Here is a 19,337-nt window from a genome sequence, read left to right as displayed (position 1 = left end):
GCCACGGCGCGGCGGATGCGCGGTGCCGCTCTGCGCGCGTGGCGGCGCTCAGACCGGCGGCGTCGGCTCCGCCCGCTCCGGCGCGCTCAGGTGCATCTCCCGCGCCGCGAGGAACACCGGCAGGGCGACCGCGAACGCGACGAGCGGGGCGAGCAGCACGTAGATCCAGACCCGCCGCATCCGGAGCCTGCGCCCCTCGACGACGATGAAGACGACGCTCGCGACCGCGGCGATCAGCAGGTCCCACGAGAGCGACGAGACCGACGGACCGCCGGCGGACAGGTCGGCGAGGAAGTCGCGGCCCTCCGTGACCACGCGGATGTTCGCCGACCACGTGAGCACGAGGCCGGCTGCCGCGAGCACCAGGTAGACGACGGCGAGGCGCGTGGGGCGCCGGCGTGCGGGACGCGTGCTCATGGGGACCCCATCTCATCGGTGAGGCCAGGCTATGCGGTGGCCAGACGGTGCGCGCGAGCGGGGCGGAATCGGTCGCGGGGCGGCGTGCTGCGCGCTGCGTGCTGCGCGCTCGAGGAGAGACGCGTCCGCGCTGCCCGCGGCGATCAGCCGGGCGACGCCTCCGTGCGCACCCGCATCTCGCGCACGCCGAGGAACAGCGGGAGGGCGAACGCGAGCGCGACGAACGGGATGAGCACCACGAAGACCCACGCGAACCGGATGCCGAGGCGTCGCCCCTCCACGAGGATGAGCACGACGGCAGCGATCGCGGCGATGAGCACGTCGGCCGTGAGCGAGGACACCGACGGGCCGCTGCCGAACCAGTCGCCCAGGTAGTCGCGTCCGGACGTGATGGCGGCGATGTTGTAGGTCCACGTCACCACGACGCCGGCCAGCGCGAGCACGAGGTAGGCGTAGGCGAGCGGGGTGGGACGGCGCCAGCGGTAGGTCATGTCGGTCTCCTCAGGTCGGTGCGGCTCCATGAGGATAGCGGCAGTGTCGTGTCGCCGCTGGCGGCGTCAGGTCAGCGCGTAGAGCGCGACCGCGCTGGCCGCCGCCACGTTGAGCGAGTCGATCCCGTGCGCCATGGGGATCCGCACGACGGTGTCCGCCGAGTCGATCGCCTCCGCGGACAGCCCGGGCCCCTCCGACCCGAGCACGATGGCGAGCCGCTCGTGCTCCTCGGCCCGGAAGTCCCGGATCGACACCGCGCCGGGGGTCAGCGCCAGGGCCGCGACGTGGAAGCCGGCGTCCGCGAGGGTGGCCCGCGTCTCCGGCCACTCCCCCGTGCGCGTCCACGGCACCTGCAGCACGGTGCCCATGCTGACGCGGATGGCGCGGCGGTAGAACGGATCCGTGCAGCGCGGCGTGACGAGGACCGCATCCGCCCCGATGGCCCCGACCGAGCGGAAGATCGCGCCGACGTTCGTGGGATCCACGATGTCCTCGAGCACCACCACCCGCCGCGCGTCCTCGAGCAGCGACGCGACCGAGGGCAGCGCCGGCCGGTCGAGCGACGCGACGACGCCGCGGTGCAGCACGTAGCCGGTGAGCTCCGCGAGCAGCTCGCCTGGCCCGGTGAACACCGGCACGTCCCGGTCGCCGACCAGCGCGAGCGCCTCGTCGACCGTGCCGCCGAGCGCGAGCACCGACCGCGGCGCGTGCCCGGCCTTCAGCGCCCGCTCGAGCACCAGCGCGGATTCCGCCAGGTAGATCCCGTGGCCCGCGCCCTCCGCCTTGCGGAGCGCGACGTCGGTGCGGTGGCTGTAGTCGGCGAGCCGCGGATCCGCGAGGTCGTCGATCGGGACGACGTGCGCCACTACGAGGCGAACGGGTCGGGCGTGAGCGTGTACTTCGTGTTCAGGTACTCGTGGATCCCCTCGAGCCCGCCCTCCCGGCCGAGCCCCGACTGCTTCACGCCGCCGAACGGCGCCGCGGCGTTGGAGATGACGCCCATGTTGAGGCCCGTCATGCCCGTCTCGAGCCGCTCGATCATGCGCTGGCCGCGCGCGAGGTCGCGGGTGAAGACGTACGAGACGAGGCCGAACTCGGTGTCGTTGGCGAGGCGCACCGCGTCGTCCTCGTCGTCGAAGGGCACGATCGCGACTACCGGCCCGAAGATCTCCTCGCGCAGGATGTCGCTGCCCTCGGCGACGCCCGTGATGAGGGTCGGCGGGTAGAAGTGGCCGGCGCCCTCCTGCGGCTCGCCGCCCGCGCGCACGGAGGCGCCGCGCTCGACCGCGTCGCGCACGAGCCGGTCGGCCTTGTCGACGGCGCGGCCGTCGATGAGCGGGCCGACCGTGACGCCGTCCTCGGTGCCGCGGCCGATGCGCATCCGGTCGATGCGCTCCTGCAGCCGGTCGGCGAAGGTCTCCGCGATCGACGCCTCCACGATGAAGCGGTTCGCCGCCGTGCACGCCTGCCCGACGTTGCGGAACTTCGCCGCCATGGCGCCGTCCACCGCCTTGTCGATGTCGGCGTCGGCGAAGACCACGAAGGGCGCGTTGCCCCCGAGCTCGAGCGAGACGCGCAGCACGTTCTGCGCGGCCTGCGCGCCGAGCTGGCGGCCGACGGGCGTGGATCCGGTGAAGCTCAGCTTGCGCAGCCGCGGGTCGGCGATGAGCGGGCCGGTGACGTCGGCGGCGCGGGTGGTGGGGATCACGTCGAGGACGCCCGCGGGCAGCCCCGCCTCCGCCAGCAGCTCGGCGAAGCGGAGAGTGGTGAGCGGCGTGAGGTCGGCCGGCTTGATCACGACGGTGCAGCCCGCGGCGAGCGCCGGCGCGATCTTGCGGGTCGCCATCGCGAGCGGGAAGTTCCAGGGCGTGATGAGCAGCACGGGTCCGACAGGGTGCTGCGACACGATCATGCGGCCGGTGCCCTCGGGGTTCGTGCCGTAGCGGCCCGTGATGCGCACCGCCTCCTCGGAGAACCAGCGGAGGAACTCGCCGCCGTAGGTCACCTCGCCGAGCGACTCGGCCAGCGGCTTGCCCATCTCGAGCGTCATGAGGAGCGCGAACTCGTCCTTGCGCTCCTGGAGCAGGTCGAACGCGCGGCGGAGGATCTCGCCCCGGGCGCGCGGCGCGGTCGCCGCCCACGCCGCCTGCGCGTCGACCGCCGCGTCGAGGGCACGTGCGCCGTCCGCGGGGCTCGCGTCGGCCACCCGCGCGATGACGGCGTCGGTCGCGGGATCCCGGACCTCGAACGTCGCGCCGCCCTCGGCGTCGACCCGCTCGCCCCCGATGAGCAGGGTGGTGGGCGTGCCCGACAGGAGGTCGGTCTCGGTGGATGCGTTCATGCTGTCCTCGCTTCTTCCGTGCGGTGCGGTGCTGATGCTCGTGGCCGTGGTGCCGCGGGCCGTGGTGCGGCCGGCCGGCCGTGGTGTCGCGTGCCGTGGCGCCACCGGCCGTCTAGTCGGCCGTGCCCTCGACGATCTCGGCCCCGGCGTCGCGGAGGCGGTCGAGGGCGGCGGCGCTCGTGGCCGGTGCCACGCCCGCGACGAGGTCGGCGAGGATCCGCACCCGCTTGCCCTGGTGCACCGCGTCGAGCGCCGAGGCGAGCACGCAGTAGTCGGTCGCCAGGCCGACGACGTCGATGTCGGTGATCTCGTGCAGCGCCAGCAGGTCCGCCAGCGGCACGCCGTCCTCCGTCGTGCCCTCGAAGATCGAGTAGGCGGGCGCGCCCTGTCCCTTGCGGAGGTGGAAGTCGACGGCGGTGACGTCGAGGTCGGGGTGGTACTCCGCGCCCGGCGTCCCCTGCACGCAGTGCGCGGGCCAGGTGGTCGAGAAGTCGGGGACGACGCCGGCCGCGGCGAAGTGGCCGCCGTTGTCGCCCGTCGCCTCGTGCCAGTCGCGCGACGCCAGCACGTGGTCGTAGCGGTACGGCTCCGCGGCGAGGAGCCGGGTGATCCCCCGCGCGACGTCGCCGCCGCCGTCGACGCCGAGCGCGCCGCCCTCCGTGAAGTCGTTCTGCACGTCGATGATGAACAGAGCACGGCTCATGCGCCGCTCCTTCCCCGGGCCGGGCCCGGTGCCGTGGATCCGCCGCCCGGGACCGGGCCGCGCGTCACTCGTCCCCCAGGTCCGCCCCGCAGCGGTACGTGCCCGCGGCCAGCGCGTCCAGGGCGATCTTCGCGTCGCCCGTCACGTTCCCGATGGCGTAGAAGGCGAAGGTCAGCTTCGTGCCGTCGGCCGCGTCGACGATGCCGGCGAGCGTGTAGCCGGTGTCGATCCAGCCGGTCTTGGCCACGATGTGTCCCCGGGCCACGGCGCTGTCGCCGGTGAACCGGCCCGCCAGGGTGCCGGTGCGGCCCGCGACGGGGAGCCCGTCGTGCAGGTACCCGAGCGCCTGCTGGCGCTGGTCCACCTGGATCATCAGCTGCGCGAGGAGCGAAGGCGGGACGCGGTTCTCGGGACTGAGGCCCTGGCCGTCGACGATGGTGAGCGTGGAGGTGTCGAGCCCGTACGCCTGCAGGGCCTTCGGGATCCCGGTCGCCAGCGACTGCTGCGTGTTCCCCGCCCCGACCTGGATGCTCACGAGCCGCGCGAGCGACTCCGCGAGCACGTTGTCGGAGTTGATGAGCGCGGTCTGGATGAGCGAGGAGACCGGCTGCGACTGGACCTTGCCGAGCACGGCCGCACCGGCGGGTGCCGTGCCCTGCGTGACCTCGGCCGACCCGCCCAGCATGGAGCGGAACGTGCTGCCGACGCGCGCCAGCGGATCCTCGCTGCGGGCGGAGACGACGGCGGCGGGATCCGCGCGGTCGGCGTCGAGCTGCAGCGGCGTCATGAAGCTGGAGTACCCGGCCTTGCGCTCGGTGGCGGCCCACGACGGGATCCACGTATCGCCGGAGAAGAGCGAGGTGTCGAGCACGATGCGGGTGATGGGCGTGCCGGCCGTCGCGGGATCCGCTGCCCAGGCCGTGCGCACCTGCTGCGCGAGGTCGCTGAGGCGCGGCGCCCCCGGGTAGACGGAGCTGCCGGACGTGAGGCGCGACAGGGTCGGATCCCCGCCGCCCACGAGCACGACGGTGCCGGGCTCGGACCCGCGGACCACCGTGGTCGCGATGCGACGGTCGGGGCCGAGCGCCGCGAGGGCCGCGGCCGAGGTGATGACCTTCATGACGCTCGCCGTGCGCTCCGGGGTGCTGCCGTTCCGGTCGAACAGCACGCGTCCGGTCGCCGCGTCGCGGACCTGGCCCTCGAAGGTGGCGAGGCGCGGATCCTGCGCGAGGGACGAGATGGAGCACATGCGGAGGTCGCGCGCTGCCTGGTCGGCGGGCGCGGGACGAGGCGGGGCCTCGGTGGGTGTCGGGCTCGGGGTGGGCGTCGGGTCGGCGGTGGCGGCGACGCTCGCCGAGGCGCTGCCCGCGCGACCCGTCAGAGCGCCCGCGCCCACGGCGCCGGCGGCGAGCAGGGCGATCACCGCGACCGCGGCCGTCAGGGACCGGGTGCGACGGCGGTCACGGGTGCGGGTGCGGGCTCGGTCGCGCATGCGGGCTCCGGACGCGGGCGCGTCCCGGTCGGTGCGGTCGGCGCGCGCGCGGTCGGGGCCGTCGGCAGGGGATCGCATGGGGCCATGTTAGACGGCGCACCCGATGGGCCGTCCGGCCGCCGGGGCTCCCGGGACGCACGCGAGGAGAGGGCCCTGTGGGGGACCTGCGACTCGGCTCCGCTGCTCTCGCGCGAGATCGCGACGAGCGGGAGGGATGGTGGAGCCGCCTGTCAGAATCGAACTGACGACCTTCTCATTACGAGTGAGATGCTCTACCGACTGAGCTAAGGCGGCCCGGCCCGGACTCAACGAGTACCAGGCACGAGTAGAGAGCATACCGGATCCCGGAGGCCGCTCCCGCACGTCGGCAGCGCGCGCCCGCCCAGCCCCGTCCCCGGTCCGCCCTCGACGCGTCAGCCGCAGGTCGTGCCGGCGGCAGGCGGATCCCCGCCGAGCAGGTAGCCGTCCACCGCGGACACGATGCACGGATCCCGCTCGTCGTAGGCGATGTGCCCCTCCCCCTCGTAGGTGAGGAGCACGCCGGAGGCGAGTTGGCCCGCGAGCGCCTCTGCCCACGTGTACGGCGTCGCGGGATCGCCCGTGGTGCCGACGACGACGATGGGCGCCGCGCCCTCCGCCGACACGGGCGCCGGGGTGTCCCGGGCGGGATAGGGCCAGTTGCCGCACAGCGGGTCGGGCTCGCCGTCGCGGGAGGTGTCGTCATCCGCGAGCTCGCCGGCGGCGGCTCGGAACTCCGCCGCCTCCGTCACGAGCACCGCGGGATCCCGCTCCACCGGGTAGTCGATGCACTGGATCGCGAGGAAGGCCTCGTAGAAGTTGCCGGAGTAGGTGCCGTCCGGCTTCCGGCCGAAGTAGGAGTCGGCGAGCGAGAAGGCGGTGGTGGACTCGCCGCGGAGCGCCTCGGTGAACGCGGTCGTGAGCGCCGGCCACTGCTGCTCGCTGTAGAGCGCGGAGTCGATGGCGCTGCGCATGACCTGCCCGTCGAGCTCCCGCCCGTCGCGGGCGCGCAGCGGGCTCTGGTCGAGTCGATCGAGGAGGCTCGCGACCATCTGCTCGCCCTCGTCGACGGATCCGCGGAACGGGCACCCCTGCACCGCCAGGCACGCAGCCATGTACGACTCGAACGAGGTGCGGAATCCCGTCGTCTGCGCGAGCACGACGTCGAACGAGCTCGCGGAGGGGTCCGTCGCGCCGTCCAGCACCATCCGGCCGACGTGCGCAGGGAAGTCCTGCGCGTACTGCGCGCCGATGCTCGTGCCGTACGAGTAGCCGAGGTAGTTCAGCTGCCTGTCCCCCACCAGGGCGCGCAGCATGTCGAGGTCGTGCACGGTGCTCTGGGTGTCGATGAACTGCAGCAGCGGGCCGGACCGGGCGGCGCAGGACTCCGCGAACGACTTCGACGCCTGCACCAGCTCCTCGTCGTGCGCTGCGGTGCCGGGCGGCGCCTCGGTCTCGCCGTAGAGGAACGAGTCGAGCTGGGTGTCGTCGACGCAGTCGACGGCGGTGGAGGCCCCGACGCCGCGGGGGTCCCAGCCGACGATGTCGTAGGCGTCCTGCAGGTCGCGCGAGACCGCGTAGTCGACGCTGGCCTTCACGAAGTCGACGCCGGACGCACCCGGACCACCGGGGTTGACGAAGAGCGAGCCGCGCGGACCGTCGGCGCCGCGTGCGGTGTGCCGCACGAGGGCGAGCTGGATGTCGGTGGCCGGATCCGGGGCCGACCAGTCGAGCGGAGCCGTCGCGGTCGCGCACTGGGCGCCGTCCTCGCACGGGGACCACGTGAGGGCCTGCTCGTAGTAGCGGGCCAGGTCGGGCGCGACCTCCTCCGTCGTGGGGCTCGAGGTCGAGCTGCGCGGCTCGGGCACGGGGATGAGGCCGCAGCCGCTGAGGGCCACGGCGGCGGCGAGGAGGACCGCGCCCAGCGCTCCCGCTCGACGCCGGGCCCTCGCCTGCGTCCTGCGGCGCGTCATGCGCGACCCGTGGTGCGCGTGCGTGTGATGGAGACGAGCATCGCCTCCAGGGCGAGCGCCGGCGACACGTTGCCGTCGATCCGGCGGCGCGCGACCCCGACCGCGTCGAGGACCGCGAGCGACGCCGCCGCGGATCCGGCCTCCGCGGCCTCCGCGATCCGCGGGGCGATCGCCGCGTTCACCTGGGGCAGGTCCGCGCCCAGCTGATGCAGGAGCACGTCGCGGTGCAGGGACATGAGGTCGACGAGGATCCGGTCGATGCCGTCGCGGAGGCTCCGCGTGGCCCGCCGCTTCTGGTCCTCCTCGAGCTGCCGGATCTGCGATCGCAGCTGCGGCGGGATGGATCCGCCCTCCTGCACGCCGAGCGACCGGAGCGCGCGCTCGCGCTCGTCGGCGTCGCGCTGCACCGTGAAGGCCTTGGCGTCCTGGCCGGCGAGCTCGAGCATGGCGGCGGCGGCGCGGACGGCGTCGCCGACCGTGCGGATGCCGAGCGCGAGCTCCAAGGTGCGGCTGCGGCGCTCGCGCGCCTCGGCGTCGGTGGCGAGCCGGTGCGCCATGCCGATGTGGCTCTGCGCCTCGCGGGCCGCACGCGTGGCCGTGGCCGCGTCGACCCCGTCCCGACGCTGGATCAGCGCGGCCACGTCCTCGACGGACGGGATGCGCAGCCGGACGCTGCGCACGCGGGAGCGGATGGTCGGGATCAGGTCGGCCTCGCTGGGCGCGCACAGGATCCAGATGGTGCGCTCCGGCGGCTCCTCGAGCGCCTTCAGCAAGAGGTTCGACGTGCGCTCGGTCATCCGGTCGGCGTCCTCGACGACCATGACGCGGTAGCGGCCGACCGACGGCGAGTACTGCGACGACGTGACGAGCGCCCGCACCTCGTCGATGGCGATGATGACCCGCTCGGTCGCGAGCACGCCGAGGTCGGGGTGGCTGCGGGCGGCGACCTGGCGCGCGGTCGCGGCGTCGCCCTCCGGCGTGCCTTCGCTGAGCAGCGCCGTCGCGAAGGCGTAGGCGAGGTTCGAGCGGCCGGATCCGGGGGGCCCGGTGATGAGCCACGAGTGCGCGAGCGCGGTGCCGGCGGCGTCACGCGCCGTGGCCCGCGGGCTGCTCGCCGCGGCGAGGAGCGCGACCGCCTCGGACTGGCCGGTGAGCTCGTCCCAGATCGCCCGCCCGTCGGGGCTCGCGGACGAGCCGTCCGCCGGCGCGGCAGCCGCCCGGTCCGTCGTCGCGTCGCTCACGCCGACGCTCCCGCCGCGATCAGCGCATGCGCTCTGGTCCGGATCTCCGCGGCGATCTCCTCGCGCGGGCGCGCGGCGTCGACGACCAGGAAGCGCTCCGGCTCCGCGTCGGCGAGACCGAGGAACGCCTGGCGCACGCGCTCGTGGAACTCGGCGCGCTCGGCCTCGAGCCGGTCGAAGCGCGTGCGAGCCGCGTCGAGGCGGACGCGGGCGGCGGCCTGGTCGAGGTCGAGCAGCACCGTCAGGTCGGGCAGGAGCCCCTGGGCGGCCCAGAGCGACAGCTCGCGGATCTCGACGGCGTCCAGCACGCGACCCGCCCCCTGGTACGCGACGGACGAGTCGAGGTAGCGGTCCTGCAGGACCACGGCGCCCCGTTCGAGCGCAGGCCGGACGACCGTCTCGACGTGGTGCGCCCGGTCGGCCGCGTACAGGAGCGCCTCGGCGCGCGGCGCGATGTGGCCGCGACGGTGCAGCACGATCTCGCGGATCTCCACCCCGAGGTCGCTGCCCCCGGGCTCGCGGGTGACGACGACCTCGTGGCCCTCATCCTCCAGCCATCCCCGGAGGAGCGCCGACTGCGTGGACTTCCCCACGCCGTCGCCGCCCTCCAGGGTGATGAAGACGCCGGTCACGTCGCGTCGGACGCCGTCGCCGCGGCAGCGGCCTCCTTGTTGGCGGCCCTCGTCGCCGCAGCCTTCGTGGCGGCTGCCGAGCGCGCGGCGGTCGTCTTCGCGGTGCCGGTCTTCGCGGTGGTCGTCTTCGCCGCGGTGGACTTCGCTGCCGTCGTCTTCGCCTTCGCGGGTGCCTTGGCCTTCGCCTTGGCCGGAGCCTTGGCCTTGGTCTTCGGCTTCGTCGGCCCCTTGGCGCGCTTGTCGGCGAGCAGCTCGACCGCACGGTCGAAGTCGATGTCCTCGACGGACTCGCTCTTCGGGATGGTCGCGTTGGTCTCGCCGTCCGTGACGTACGGACCGAAGCGCCCGTCCTTCACCTTGATGCCCTTGCCGCTCACGGGATCCGCGTCGAACTCCTTCAGCGCGCTGGACGGACGACGGGCGCCGTACTTGGGCTGCGCGAAGACCTCGAGGGCACCGGGGAGGTCGATCTCGAAGATCTGCTCCTCGCTCGTGAGCGAGCGTGAGTCCGTGCCCTTCTTCAGGTACGGGCCGTACTTGCCGTTCTGGGCGGTGATGGGGGTGGCCGTCTCCGGATCCTCGCCCACGACCCGGGGGAGGTCGAGCAGGCGCAGCGCCGTCTCGAGGTCGACCGTGGCGAGGTCCATCGACTTGAAGATGGAGGCGGTGCGCGGCTTGACGGCCGCCGCCTTCTTCGCCGCGGGCTTCTTGGCGGGCGCCTTCTTCGCGGGTGCTGCCGCGGCGGTCGCGGGCGCGCTCTCGAGCACCTCGCCGGTCGCCGGGTCGACACCGCCAGCGGGGGCAGCGGGCGCCTCCTCGGGCTCGGGGTCGAGCTCGGTGACGTACGGGCCGTAACGACCGTCCTTCGCCACGACCTGCTTGCCGTTCTCGGGGTTGATGCCGATGACCCGGTCGGTGACTACCGGCGCGTCGATGAGCTCGCGGGCCTTGGCCGCCGTCAGCTCGTCGGGCGCCAGGTCCTCCGGCAGGTTGACGCGGCGGGGCGTCGCGTCCGCGGCGGCACCCTCCTCGTGGACCTCCAGGTAGGGGCCGTACTTGCCGATGCGCAGGGTGATGTCGTCCGCGATGCGCAGCGAGTTGATCTCCTTCGCGTCGATCTCGCCGAGGTTGTCGATGGTGGGGCGGAGCCCCTTGTGCGCGTCGTTGCCGTAGTAGAAGCCCTTCAGCCAGTCGACGCGCTCGGCCGAGCCCTCCGCGATGCGGTCGAGGTCGTCCTCCATGCCCGCGGTGAAGTCGTACTGCACGAGCTCCGTGAAGAACTCCTCCAGCAGCCGCACCACCGAGAAGGCGATCCAGTTCGGGACGAGGGCCGTGCCGCGCGGCGTGACGTAGCCGCGGTCGACGATCGTCGAGATGATGGCGGCGTAGGTCGACGGACGACCGATCCCCAGCTCCTCGAGCGTCTTGACGAGGCTCGCCTCCGTGTAGCGCGGCGGCGGGCTGGTCTCGTGCCCCTTCGCGTCGACGTCGACGAGGCGCAGGTCCTGGCCCTTCTTGAGGTCGGGCAGCTTGGCCTCGCGCGGCTCGGCCGCACCGTGGCGCTCCTCGTCACGGCTCTCCTCGTACGCGGCCATGAACCCGCGGAACGTGATGACCGTGCCCGAGGCGGCGAACTCGGCGACCTCGCCTGCGGACGTGGGGCCCGCGGCGATGACGACCGAAGCGGTGGATCCCTTCGCGTCGGCCATCTGCGACGCGATGGTGCGCTTCCAGATGAGGTCGTAGAGCTTGTGGTCGTTGCCGCGCAGCGTGGATGCGAGCTGCTGCGGCGTGCGGAAGGTCTCCCCGGCGGGGCGGACGGCCTCGTGGGCCTCCTGCGCGTTCTTGCTCTTGCCCGCGTAGAGGCGCGGCTTGTCCGGCACGGTCTCGGGCCCGTAGAGCTCCGCGGCCTGCTTGCGCGCCGCGTTGATCGCCTGCTGCGAGAGCGAGGGCGAGTCGGTGCGCATGTAGGTGATGTAGCCGTTCTCGTAGAGCGACTGCGCGACGCTCATGGTCTGCCGCGCGGAGAAGCGGAGCTTGCGCGCCGCCTCCTGCTGCAGCGTCGACGTGGTGAAGGGCGCGGCGGGGCGACGCGTGTACGGCTTCGACTCGACGCTCTGCACCTTCAGCGGCACGGACGGGTCGCGGAGCGCCTCGGCGAGGGCTTCCGCGCTGCTCGCGTCGAGCGGGCGCGAGTCGTTCTTGAGCGCGCCCTTGTCATCGAAGTCGCGGCCCGTGGCGATGCGCGCACCGTCGATGCGGACGAGGCGGGCGTCGAACGGCAGCTGCTGGTCGACCGGCGAGAGCGATGCCGTCAGATCCCAGTACGAGGCGGTGACGAAGGCCAGCCGCTCGCGCTCGCGGTCCACGACCAGCCGCGTCGCGGCGGACTGCACGCGGCCCGCGGACAGGCCGGGCCCCACCTTGCGCCAGAGGACGGGCGACACCTCGTAGCCGTAGAGGCGGTCGAGGATGCGCCGCGTCTCCTGCGCGTCCACGAGGGCCGTGTCGATGTCGCGCGTGCTGTCGCGGGCCCGCTCGATGGCCTCCTTGGTGATCTCGTGGAACACCATGCGCTTGACCGGCACCTTCGGCTTCAGCACCTGCAGCAGATGCCACGCGATGGCCTCGCCCTCGCGGTCCTCATCCGTCGCGAGGAAGAGCTCGTCGGCGTCCTTGAGCGCCCGCTTGAGGTCGGCGACCGTCTTCTTCTTCTGGTCGCTGACGACGTAGTAGGGCTCGAAGCCGTTCTCCACGTCGACGGAGAACTTGCCGAGCGTGCCCTTCTTCAGCTCGGGCGGCAGGTTCTTGGGCTCGATGAGGTCGCGGATGTGGCCGACGGAGGCCTGCACCTCGTAGCCGCTGCCCAGGTACTGGGCGATCGTCTTGGCCTTGGCCGGCGACTCGACGATGACCAACTTCTTCGTGCCGGGCACGTGACTCCTTATATATGCGTTCATGGGGGCCGGTGGCCGGCACGGTGTCCGGGATGCGTGCCCGCTCGGATCGGATCCGATCCGGGGCGACGTGCGGCGGGGTCCCCGACAAGGCACACCATACACACGCGCACCGACCGGGCACCTAATCGCGGCGCCTCCCGGATGCGCCGCGTCCGGGCGGCGCATCGGCCGGGCAGGAGCGCCCCACGCGGACGTGGACGAGGACGCTCGACGGAGGCCCGACCCCTCTCATGGGCCACCCGCGAGACGCTCTCGACCAGCGCGCATCGGCTCCGCCAGGAGGGCGAGGACGCCCCGGACGACCGGGCTGCCCCGGGTCATCCCGACGCCCGGGACGGCGGTTGACCGGCTCTCGCGCGCGCCGTGACCTGGAGGCCCGTCGGGCCACCGCGACGCTCTGCCACCACGACCGCCGTCGTGCCCGTGATCTCGCAGCCCGCGAGCGCCGCCCCCGCGGCGACCACGACCTCCTCGGCCGCCGAGCAGGGAGAGCCGGCCGCGAACCCCGCGGCGACGTCCGCCGCGGCGAGCGCCCCGGAGTCCGCGGCGCCCGCCGCGGCCGCCCTCTCCACCAGCACGGATGAGACGGCGACCGTGGCCAGCGCGAGCGCGGTGACCGCGCCGAGCACGCCGACAGCGACCACGGTGCCCGAGCCGACGTCGCCGTCACGGGGCACCCGGATCCTCCTGCCATGCGCAGCCCCGCGCCGAGACGCGGAGCCCTGCAGCGCCAGCGGGCCCGAAGCGGCTGGGCGCCGTGAGCCGGACGCAGACGGCGTGACCCGACCGGTCCACCGCCATCGACGCTCCCCCTGCCGCGCCGTCGATGCGCGCCGCCGCAGTGCCCGCGTCCTCCCCGCGTCCGATGCTCCGTGCCGCCTCCTCCGCCGCGGATGTCAGCACGACCTGCTGGCCGACGGTCTGCACCGCGCCCAGGCACAGCCCGAGGACCAGCACGACCGCGGGCAGCACGACCGCCAGCTCCGCGGCCGCCGCCCCGCGATCCGCGACCGGGCAGGCACGCGGATCGCCGTGCGGAACTGCCTCCGCCGAGGTGGACGGGATCACCGGTCGTACGTCAGCGCGCGCCGCACGAGGTCGAGGAGCATCCCGCGGACCTCGTCGCTCTGCAGGATGACCACGAGCAGGCCCGCGAACGCCACCGCTGCCATGGTCGCGATGGCGTACTCGGCGGTGGCCGCACCCCCGTCGCCCGCTGCACGGCAGAGGAGCGCACGCCGCACCGCACGAGCGACACGAGCGGAACGCGACGGCGCCAGCCTAGGGGCCGCCACGACCACCTCCCCACCGCAGGAGCCCGCGCAGCTCATCACCCGCGTCGATTGACGCGACGGAGCGTCAGACGCAGCCTCCGCCGCGGCCAGCGGCCATACGGCGCGGCCCTCCGGCGCCACCGCGGCTCCCGTCATGCCGGATCCGTGCCCCCGCGCTGCCGCGACCTCCGCGCCGCGCACGTCGATCGGGTGCGCCCGCTCCTCGACTCGTCCCATGTCCTCGTCCTCTCCCTCTGGCGGGCCATCCCCGCCGTCCTGTCCCTGCCGACCATCGGCCGGGACGCCACCATGCCCCGTCCGACGACCTCGGCCCGTGGCGGGATCCGCGATGGTGGATGCCCTCATCCGCGGCCGAGTGTTGAGGACACGACGGCCAGCAGCATCGGCACCACGCCCACCGCCAGGAACGCCGGCAGGATGCACACGCCCAGCGGCAGCATGAGCCGCGCCGCCAGACGCGCCGCCGCCCGCTCCGCCCATGTAGCGGCGTCCCTGCGGATCCGCTCCGCCTCGCTCCCGAGGAGCACGGCCACGGGAGCACCGGAGCGGGCGGCCGCGTCGACGACCGACCCGACGGCGTCGAGGTCGTCGCCAGCGCGCAGTCCGGCGCGCTCGCACGCGCGTCGGACGACCGCGACCGCACGAGGCACGGACGCCCCGCCTGACATGGCCATCGCCACCAGGTCGAGGACGAGCCCAGGTGCCGGCTCCCGCGGAAGGGCCCGGCTCACCAGGCGGCGGTTCCACCGCCACCCGATCGCCACGAGCGAGGAGCCCACCACGAGGCACACGAGCCCGGGCACGGTGGTGACGAGGACGCGGAGCGGATCGAACCCGAGCCCTGCCGCCAGGAGCAGGCCTGCGCCGGGCATGAGGAGCACGGTGCGGCTGGTCGCCACCGGTCCGGCGAGCGCCGTCCCCGCGTCGCGGCGCACCCGGGCGATGTCGACGAGGGAGCCGGCGAGCCGGTCGAGGGACCGCGCGAGCGGCGCTCCCGTGCGATCCGCGACCTCGAGCCCCGCGGCGAGCGCGGACCACGAACCCGCGGTGCCTCCGCCCGCCGCCTCGCACGCGGTGGCCGCCAGCACGACGCGGTCGGCGAGGGGAGCCGATCCGGCGCCCGCGGCCACGTGACGGACCAGGGCCGGCACTGCGCGCTCACCGCGCCGGGCGCGCCCGCCCGGCGGCGCCAGCTGCGACCACGCGCGCTCGAGGTGCAGCCCCGCGCCGAGCAGCACCGCGAGTCGTCGCACGAACGCGGCGATCTCCTCGGCCTCCTCGACGACCGCCTCGTCGTCCCCGCCCCGCAGCCGGACACGCAGCCCCGGGCGGACGGCGTGCGCGCGCCGGATCATCCACGACCTCCGAGCGCATCCGAGGCCGGCGCCGCCACCGCGGGCCGCGCCACCGGACCCGCGCCGGGATCCCAGCGCACCGGCACGACGCGGAGGCGACCGTCGTCGCCCGTCGCGAGGCGTCCGGCGGCGGTCACCCGGCGCCCCCGCGGCGTCCGGGCGAGGTGGACGACCAGGCCGATCGCGCTCACCGCCTGGCGTGCGGTCGTGACCGCGTCCATGCCCGCGAGCGCACCCAGCGCCTCGAGCCGGGCCGGCACTTCCGCGACGCCGTTGGCGTGCAGGGTGCCCGCGCCTCCGTCGTGCCCGGTGTTGAGCGCTCCGAGCAGGTCCCTGATCTCGCTGCCCCGGCACTCCCCCACAACCAGCCGGTCCGGACGCATCCTCAGCGCCTCCCGCACCAGGCGCGGCAGGGACAGCTCCCCGGCCCCCTCGATGTTGGCCTGCCTGGCCTCGAGCGACACGACGTGCGCATGACGCACCCGCAGCTCGGCGACGTCCTCGACGAGCACGATGCGCTCCCGCGGATCCGCCCGGGCGAGCAGCGCGCCGAGCAAGGTCGTCTTCCCGCTGCCGCCGGCCCCGGTGATCAGGAGGTTCGTGCGCCGTCGCACCGCCTCCTCGAGCAGAGCGCGGCATCCGGGCGGGAACGCCCCCGCCGCGTCGAGCGCGTCGAGCGTCGGCCTCGCCCGCGAGGGGAGCCGGACGGAGAGCAGCGTCCCGCGCGTCGACACGGGTGGCAGCACCGCGTGGATGCGCATCCCGTCACCCAGCCTCACGTCCACGCACGGCGCCGCCTCGTCCAGATGCCGCCCGCCCTCCGCGGCCAGCCGCACGGCCAGCGCCCGCACGGACGGCTCACCGCCGAGGTCGACGTCGGGTCGGCGCTCGGGGCCGGATCCGCGGTCGACCCAGACCTCGCCGTCGCCGTTGACGAACACGTCCGTCGCCAGGGGGTCCTGCGCCAGATGCGCGAGGGGACCGAGCGCGGACGGGACCCGGCGCAGGGGCGGGTGCGATGCGGGCTCGGCGACGACGCCGTCCGCCGGGAGACGGAGGACCCCGCCGACCCCCGGGCCCCGGGCATCGGACGACGCGACGCCCCGACCAGCGACGCCCGGCGACCGGGGCCGTGGGACGAAGGCCGCGGGGGCGACGACGAGCGGATGATCGCCCGGCCCCGCGCCGCCCGCTGACCGGTGCCGCGACGCCTCCCTCGGGAGGACGCCTCGACCCACGACGGATGCCTGCCACTCGATCATGCGCGGACACTAGGCGCGGCCGCTCGCCGTCCTGACGCGCGGGCACGAGCCGGTGAGGAGTCGCCATCGCGACACGTTGGGGAGGAAGAGGGGCGGCGCCCATCGGGGGAACGGGCGCCGCCACGTGACGAAGGATCGGGGGAATCCTGGATCCGCCACACGCCGGGCTTGGCCCGACGGCATGAGCATACGCCGCGAGCCTCCCCCCATGGGAGGGTCATGCGTGTTCTGGCCGTTCCCCCACCGGACTCCCGGGCAGCGGGGTCGCCGCATCCACCCCTGTCGGCCGCGGTGGCGAACGGCCCACCCGCTAACGTGGGTCGCGGAGAGGATGACGATGACGATGTCCACGAACCCCCGATCGACCCAGCCCGGAGCCTCGAGCCCCGCCGCGCCCGACCAGGACGAGGAGGGGACGAACATGCCCTCGCGCCCGGCGACGACCACGGAGCCGGGGCCCGTCCACCCGCCGTCGGAGGCGTTCCGCGCCACCCGCGTGGCCGACGAGTCCCTCGCCGCGTCCGCCGCCGCCGACCGTCTCGGCTTCTGGGCCGACAGGGCCCGCGAGCTCGTGACCTGGGAGACCCCGTTCGAGACGGTCCTCGACTGGTCGGACGCACCCGTCGCCCGCTGGTTCCCCGAGGGACGGCTCAACGTGGCCTACAACTGCCTCGACCGGCACGTGCTCGCCGGGCACGGCGACCGCGTCGCGCTGCACTGGGAGGGCGAGCCAGGCGACACCCGCGACCTCACCTACGCAGAGCTCACCGCGGAGGTCAAGCGCGCCGCGAACGCCCTCAGCGACCTGGGCGTCGTCGCGGGTGACCGCGTCGCGATCTACCTCCCGATGATCCCGGAGGCCGTGATCGCGATGCTGGCGGTCGCGCGCATCGGAGCCGTCCACTCCGTCGTGTTCGGCGGTTTCAGCGCCGAGAGCCTGCGCGCGCGCATCGACGACGCGGCGGCCCGCGTGGTCATCACCGCGGACGGCGGCTGGCGCAAGGGCAAGGTCTTCCCGCTCAAGCCGGCCGTGGATGCCGCGCTGGTCGGATCGGCCGGATCCGTCGAGCACGTCCTCGTCGTCAGGCGCGGCGAGAACGAGGTCGACTGGGACGAGAGCCGCGACCTCTGGTGGCACGAGCGCGTCGCCGCGGCGGATCCGGAGCACGAGGCGACAGGCTTCGAGGCCGAGCACCCCCTCTTCATCCTCTACACGAGCGGCACGACCGGGAAGCCGAAGGGCATCCTGCACACCTCCGGCGGCTACCTCACGCAGGTCGCGTACACCCACCGCAACGTCTTCGACCTGCACCCCGAGACCGACGTCTACTGGTGCACGGCGGACGTCGGCTGGATCACCGGCCACAGCTACGTCGTCTACGGCCCGCTCGCGAACGGCGCCACGCAGGTCATCTACGAGGGCACGCCGGACACCCCGCAGCCCGGCCGCTGGTGGGACATCGTGGAGAAGCACGGCGTGACGATCCTCTACGCGGCGCCCACGGCCATCCGCTCCTTCATGAAGACCGGCCGCGAGATCCCCGACGCGCGCGACCTCTCCTCCATCCGCCTGCTCGGCTCGGTCGGCGAGCCCATCAACCCGGAGGCGTGGCGCTGGTACCGCGACGTCATCGGCGGCGGCGACGTCCCCGTGGTCGACACGTGGTGGCAGACGGAGACCGGCGGCATCATGATCTCCGCCCTCCCCGGCGTCACCGCGACGAAGCCCGGATCCGCGCAGACCCCCATCCCCGGCATCCAGGTCGCCGTGGTCGACGACCAGGGCGAGCCCGTCGCCCGCGGCGAGAGCGGCCTCCTGGTCGTGACCGAGCCATGGCCCGGCATGCTGCGCGGCATCTGGGGCGACCCGGAGCGCTACCGCGAGACCTACTGGGACCGCTTCGGCGACCGCTACTTCGCGGGCGACGGCGCCCGGCTCGACGAGGACGGCGACATCTGGCTGCTCGGCCGGGTCGACGACGTGATGAACGTCTCCGGCCATCGCCTCTCGACGGCGGAGATCGAGTCCTCGCTCGTCGCGCACCCGTACGTGGCCGAGGCGGCGGTCGTCGGCGCGTCCGACGAGGCGACCGGCCAGGCGGTGGTGGCCTTCGTGATCCTCCGCTCGGCCGAGGCGAGCGCGCTCGGCGACCAGGATCCGAACGAGGTCCTCCGCAAGCACGTCTCGGACCAGATCGGCGCCATCGCGAAGCCGCGCCGCGTGTTCGTCGTGCAGGAGCTGCCGAAGACGCGCTCGGGCAAGATCATGCGCCGGCTGCTGCGCGACGTGGCGGAGGGCCGTGCTATCGGCGACACCACCACGCTGGCGGACACGCAGGTGATGCAGGTCATCTCCGACCGCATGAGCGCGGGCTGACCCGACATCACGACGCAGGACGACAGGAGGGCCGGGTGCGATGCGCACCCGGCCCTCTCCCCTGTCCGCCGCGGCGGACGGCGGCTACTCGACGAGCGCGACCACGAGCTCGACCTCGACGGGCGAGCCGAGCGGCAGCTCCGCGACGCCCACGGCGGAGCGGGCGTGGATGCCGGCGTCGCCGAGGATCTCCCCCAGCACCTCGCTCGCGCCGTTGATGACGCCGGGCTGCCCGGTGAAGCCCTCGGCCGAGGCGACGAAGCCCGTGACCTTGATCACGCGCGCGATGCGGTCGACGCCGCCAGCCGCATCCGCCGCCGCCGCGAGCCCGTTCAGCGCGCACGTGCGCGCGTGCGCCTTGGCGTCCTCGGCCGACACCTCGGCGCCGACCTTCCCGGTCGCAGCGAGCGCGCCGTCGACGAAGGGCAGCTGGCCGCTCGTGTAGACGAGACCGGCGTGGACGACCGCGGGGACGTAGGCGGCGACGGGCGCCGCGACCGCGGGCAGCTCGATGCCGAGCTCGGCCAGTCGATCGGAGATCGTGCCCATTAGGCGCCGTGCTCGGAGCCGGCGACCGGGCGCTTCATGTACGCGACGAGCCCGCCTTCGGGGCCGGTGACGACCTGCACGAGCTCCCAGCCCTGGGACCCCCACGTGTTGAGGATGGCGGCCGTGTTGTGGATCATCAGCGGCGTGGTGAGGTACTCCCACTGCGCGGGCGTTGCGGTCATCTCGGCTCCTTGCCGGTCGGGTCGGGGTGCATGACGGGACGGGCGCGG

18 protein-coding genes and 1 tRNA gene are annotated in these 19,337 nt (G+C 74.0%); 1 reads left to right on the top strand and 18 read right to left on the bottom strand.

Going from position 1 to position 19,337, the window contains the following annotated elements; translation table 11 throughout:
- Nucleotides 1-48 precede the first annotated feature (48 nt).
- The 16 genes from NL142_RS04860 to NL142_RS04785 form a co-directional block, all read right to left on the bottom strand.
- A complete protein-coding gene (locus NL142_RS04860; RefSeq protein ID WP_079532177.1) occupies nucleotides 49-417 on the bottom strand; it encodes a DUF2834 domain-containing protein in 369 nt (122 codons plus the stop codon).
- A 143-nt stretch (nucleotides 418-560) separates the two neighbouring features.
- Nucleotides 561-908 (bottom strand): DUF2834 domain-containing protein, encoded by a 348-nt coding sequence (locus NL142_RS04855; RefSeq protein WP_435081182.1) that lies wholly within the window; start codon nucleotides 906-908, stop codon nucleotides 561-563.
- A 66-nt stretch (nucleotides 909-974) separates the two neighbouring features.
- Complete coding sequence (locus NL142_RS04850) at nucleotides 975-1,775, bottom strand: TrmH family RNA methyltransferase (RefSeq protein WP_435081181.1); 801 nt, start codon at nucleotides 1,773-1,775, stop codon at nucleotides 975-977.
- Nucleotides 1,775-3,250 (bottom strand): NAD-dependent succinate-semialdehyde dehydrogenase, encoded by a 1,476-nt coding sequence (locus NL142_RS04845; RefSeq protein WP_435081180.1) that lies wholly within the window; start codon nucleotides 3,248-3,250, stop codon nucleotides 1,775-1,777. The genes NL142_RS04850 and NL142_RS04845 overlap by 1 nt, the downstream gene beginning before the upstream one ends.
- 112 nt (nucleotides 3,251-3,362) lie before the next feature.
- Nucleotides 3,363-3,953 (bottom strand): isochorismatase family protein, encoded by a 591-nt coding sequence (locus NL142_RS04840; RefSeq protein ID WP_435081179.1) that lies wholly within the window; start codon nucleotides 3,951-3,953, stop codon nucleotides 3,363-3,365.
- A 64-nt stretch (nucleotides 3,954-4,017) separates the two neighbouring features.
- Nucleotides 4,018-5,523, bottom strand: a complete 1,506-nt coding sequence (gene dacB / locus NL142_RS04835; RefSeq protein ID WP_435081178.1) for a D-alanyl-D-alanine carboxypeptidase/D-alanyl-D-alanine endopeptidase — start codon at nucleotides 5,521-5,523, stop codon at nucleotides 4,018-4,020.
- Nucleotides 5,524-5,663: 140 nt separating this feature from the next.
- Nucleotides 5,664-5,739: transfer RNA gene (locus tag NL142_RS04830), tRNA-Thr, on the bottom strand.
- A 119-nt stretch (nucleotides 5,740-5,858) separates the two neighbouring features.
- Nucleotides 5,859-7,436 carry an alpha/beta hydrolase gene (locus tag NL142_RS04825; RefSeq protein ID WP_435081177.1) on the bottom strand — a complete coding sequence of 526 codons (1,578 nt, stop codon included), beginning with the start codon at nucleotides 7,434-7,436 and terminating at the stop codon, nucleotides 5,859-5,861.
- Nucleotides 7,433-8,677 (bottom strand): DNA polymerase III subunit delta', encoded by a 1,245-nt coding sequence (locus tag NL142_RS04820; protein ID WP_435081176.1) that lies wholly within the window; start codon nucleotides 8,675-8,677, stop codon nucleotides 7,433-7,435. Before NL142_RS04820 ends, NL142_RS04825 begins: the two co-directional genes overlap by 4 nt.
- The gene (tmk, locus tag NL142_RS04815) at nucleotides 8,674-9,309 is read right to left on the bottom strand and encodes a dTMP kinase (RefSeq protein ID WP_194683117.1); all 636 of its coding nucleotides are present in this window, start codon (nucleotides 9,307-9,309) and stop codon (nucleotides 8,674-8,676) included. Before tmk ends, NL142_RS04820 begins: the two co-directional genes overlap by 4 nt.
- Nucleotides 9,306-12,245 carry a type I DNA topoisomerase gene (gene topA / locus NL142_RS04810; protein WP_435081175.1) on the bottom strand — a complete coding sequence of 980 codons (2,940 nt, stop codon included), beginning with the start codon at nucleotides 12,243-12,245 and terminating at the stop codon, nucleotides 9,306-9,308. The genes tmk and topA overlap by 4 nt, the downstream gene beginning before the upstream one ends.
- A 341-nt stretch (nucleotides 12,246-12,586) precedes the next feature.
- Nucleotides 12,587-12,946 (bottom strand): Rv3654c family TadE-like protein, encoded by a 360-nt coding sequence (locus NL142_RS04805; protein WP_194683119.1) that lies wholly within the window; start codon nucleotides 12,944-12,946, stop codon nucleotides 12,587-12,589.
- A complete protein-coding gene (locus NL142_RS04800) occupies nucleotides 12,936-13,337 on the bottom strand; it encodes a TadE family type IV pilus minor pilin (RefSeq protein WP_194683120.1) in 402 nt (133 codons plus the stop codon). The genes NL142_RS04805 and NL142_RS04800 overlap by 11 nt, the downstream gene beginning before the upstream one ends.
- Entirely contained in the window at nucleotides 13,334-13,600 is a 267-nt protein-coding gene (locus NL142_RS04795) for a DUF4244 domain-containing protein (protein WP_255522707.1), read from the bottom strand. The genes NL142_RS04800 and NL142_RS04795 overlap by 4 nt, the downstream gene beginning before the upstream one ends.
- 305 nt (nucleotides 13,601-13,905) lie before the next feature.
- Nucleotides 13,906-14,919 (bottom strand): type II secretion system F family protein, encoded by a 1,014-nt coding sequence (locus NL142_RS04790; protein WP_435081174.1) that lies wholly within the window; start codon nucleotides 14,917-14,919, stop codon nucleotides 13,906-13,908.
- Nucleotides 14,916-16,181, bottom strand: coding sequence for a TadA family conjugal transfer-associated ATPase (locus NL142_RS04785; protein ID WP_435081173.1), 1,266 nt, complete (start codon nucleotides 16,179-16,181; stop codon nucleotides 14,916-14,918). The genes NL142_RS04790 and NL142_RS04785 overlap by 4 nt, the downstream gene beginning before the upstream one ends.
- A 337-nt stretch (nucleotides 16,182-16,518) precedes the next feature.
- On the opposite strand from NL142_RS04785, the gene acs reads away from it, so the two are divergent.
- The gene (acs, locus tag NL142_RS04780) at nucleotides 16,519-18,558 is read left to right on the top strand and encodes an acetate--CoA ligase (protein ID WP_435081172.1); all 2,040 of its coding nucleotides are present in this window, start codon (nucleotides 16,519-16,521) and stop codon (nucleotides 18,556-18,558) included.
- Between the two features lie 84 nt (nucleotides 18,559-18,642).
- On the opposite strand, the gene NL142_RS04775 is transcribed toward acs, so the two are convergent.
- Both NL142_RS04775 and NL142_RS04770 read right to left on the bottom strand, forming a co-directional pair.
- The gene (locus tag NL142_RS04775) at nucleotides 18,643-19,107 is read right to left on the bottom strand and encodes a RidA family protein (RefSeq protein ID WP_435081171.1); all 465 of its coding nucleotides are present in this window, start codon (nucleotides 19,105-19,107) and stop codon (nucleotides 18,643-18,645) included.
- Entirely contained in the window at nucleotides 19,107-19,289 is a 183-nt protein-coding gene (locus tag NL142_RS04770) for a Sp36 family protein (protein WP_209657787.1), read from the bottom strand. The genes NL142_RS04775 and NL142_RS04770 overlap by 1 nt, the downstream gene beginning before the upstream one ends.
- Nucleotides 19,290-19,337 lie beyond the last annotated feature (48 nt).

The sequence above is a fragment of the Clavibacter quasicaliforniensis genome (assembly GCF_051201715.1).
Classification (GTDB): Bacteria; Actinomycetota; Actinomycetes; order Actinomycetales; family Microbacteriaceae; genus Clavibacter; species Clavibacter seminis.
Note: the sequence above shows the minus strand (reverse complement) of the source record. Positions and strands in the feature narration are given on the sequence as shown.